Origin of the sequence: Psychrobacter sp. 4Bb (assembly GCF_002836735.1) — a bacterium.
Classification (GTDB): Bacteria; Pseudomonadota; Gammaproteobacteria; order Pseudomonadales; family Moraxellaceae; genus Psychrobacter.
Window position 1 is genome coordinate 1 of record NZ_PJAS01000014.1, and the last position, 2,442, is coordinate 2,442.

Genomic DNA, 2,442 nt, shown 5'->3' on the forward strand with positions numbered 1-2,442 from the left:
CTTAAAGATGTTGATGGATTCGATCAATGAGCGAATGGCTAGTAGGATGCTTAAGAATGCACTAACCATATAGATAGGCATCATAGATATTCGAAGATCTTGGGTGACTTTGCCATACTCTAAGGCGTCAATGGCGCTCTCGTAGAGTCCCCATGAAAAGACGATGCCGATAACAAAGAAGCCCATCATAAAGATACCCATGAGGTAGCCTTTGATAGACTGTGGCATTTTCTGGGTGAAGACGTCGACGATGATTTGTGAGCGTTCGACAAACGCGGCAAAGGCAGCTAACAATGCAAATAGCATAAAGTAGGAGACGATCTCTACACTGCCTTTGACGGTAAAGCCAAACTCACCGCCGGTGAGTTTGAATATGTAGCGTGCGACGACGTCGAGCATGGTGGTTAGGACGATGATGATGAGACTCACCCCACCAATAAACTGGCATAATCTAGAGATTAAGACGCTGAGCTTGACTAAAAATGCCATGTGACACCTCCAATTAGGTTAGACCTTACAGGCAGCACTGGCAGCTTTTGCTTTTTCATAGACACTATCAGCATCCAAACCCAAAGCATTAACATCCTTTAGATATTTTTGTGTTCCTCTTTCAAGTGGCCTTTTCCAGTCTGGATCATTTAATGGATCAGGAATTTCGATAATTTCATCACCTTTATCTTTAGCAGCTTGAATTGCCATTTGGTCATATTTATCAAACACTTCACCGACCTTATTAGCTAATGCCATCCCTGAGTTTTTATCCAAAACTTGTTTTAGATCATCAGGTAAGTTGTCATATTTGTCCTTATTCATCGTGACCATAAGCGCTGAGCTATAGAAAGGAATGTTAGTATGATACTTGGTAATCTCATCAATTTTAAATGCTGTTACTGCTTCCCAAGGGAAACTCAAACCATCAACAACGCCGCGCTGTAACGAGGTATACATATCATTAGCAGGTAAACCTACTGGCGAAGCACCAGCGCTTTCAATAATATCACCAGCAACAGCTGAAGGACGGCGAATACGCATACCTTTCATGTCTCCAGGTGTTCGAATTAGCTTATCAGTTGTATGAAGCGCCCCAGGTCCAGCCCCGTACATAAATAATAAATGAGTATCTTTATACTCACTCGCCAAAGTACCATCATCATATAGGGTCTGTAGCATACAGCCCATTTGAGTTGCTGAATTTGACAAACCTGGAAGCTCAGTAATCTGAGTCAAAGGAAAGCGACCATTGGTATAACCATGCGCTTGTGAACCGATATCGATCGTACCTTTAGCAGCAGATTCATAAGTAACGTCTGCTTTAGCAAGGCCTGCTGATGGATACAGTTCAACTTTTAGACGGCCGTCAGAATCTGTTTCTATCTGTTTTGCCCAAGGCTCAAATACTTCTTTACTGATAGATGAGGTTGCTGGCCAAAAATGCGAAAACCGTAGCACGGTAGTTTCTTGAGAAGTCGCTGATGAGTCATCAGTCGTATCAGCAGATTGGTTAGAACAGCCAAGAAGACTAATAGCGGCTAAAGCACCAATTGAAAAAAGAGGAGCTAACTTCATTATCAATTCCTTTTGATAATTATGAGAATAGGAGTAAGGTATTACGAGCAGACAATTTGATTCATCCTAGATTAAATTGGCTACAAGGTTTAGATATATTTTTTACATACCTGTAATAAAAGTACATTTTAAAATTAGCAGCTATAATGATAGAAGTCAAATCATTTTGAGCAGACTATGGAGGATATATTCATATTATAGATATATTTTTAATACTCTAATTGTCTACATAAATAATAGTAAAAAGTAAGCAGATTAAGATAATTCCTCATAAAAAAGCTCTCAGCCTGTTATCCAGTTGAGAGCTTTATTGTGTAAATATCATATAGATTTATATAAGCTGCTCTAGACAGTTATATAAATAATAATAGTGATGAAGCACTATTCTTCCATCTGCCATTTATCATCTATCCATACAGCATCGTTATCATCTAGATGCACATGCCATTCTGCATCAGTGACCGTAAGGCGAATCTCGGTCAGACATTGTAGCCAATGTTCTAGGTTATACATAAGATCTTCTGGATCGAAACTAGCAGGCAGCTTTGTAGCTCCTGCTAATATGACCTCTGACTCACTGTCATCGTATGCATAGAGATCGAAAGTCTCTGCATCATCTTCATGCTTGAAATTCTCATTATATTTGTCGACTATTGATGCAACCTTTTCTTGCTCCTGCTGAGTCAAGAGAGTAGAACGTTCAGCAGTATAGTAGAGTGAAACGCCCATAGTGTGCTCCAAAATAAATGACAGATTGTAGATTCTAGAAGTGAATAAATAATATCACATCAAAATGGTACATAGGAAAGTTTGAATTCTTGAGCGAAGCAGCTAGCGCTAAATTTTCTTACATCAAGCACCGTCACCAAACCTACG

The 2,442-nt window shown here is 39.6% G+C and carries 3 protein-coding genes; all 3 read right to left on the reverse strand.

What is annotated here, in order from left to right:
* The coding region (locus CXF60_RS00540; protein ID WP_102090362.1) for a TRAP transporter small permease at positions 1 to 489 on the reverse strand (489 nt) is incomplete at its 3' end.
* A gap of 18 nt (positions 490 to 507) precedes the next feature.
* On the reverse strand, positions 508 to 1,566 hold the full coding sequence (locus CXF60_RS00545) for a TRAP transporter substrate-binding protein (protein WP_102090363.1): 1,059 nt from the start codon (positions 1,564 to 1,566) through the stop codon (positions 508 to 510).
* Positions 1,567 to 1,947: 381 nt separating this feature from the next.
* Positions 1,948 to 2,295 (reverse strand): hypothetical protein, encoded by a 348-nt coding sequence (locus CXF60_RS00550; protein WP_102090364.1) that lies wholly within the window; start codon positions 2,293 to 2,295, stop codon positions 1,948 to 1,950.
* Between the last annotated feature and the right edge of the window lie 147 nt (positions 2,296 to 2,442).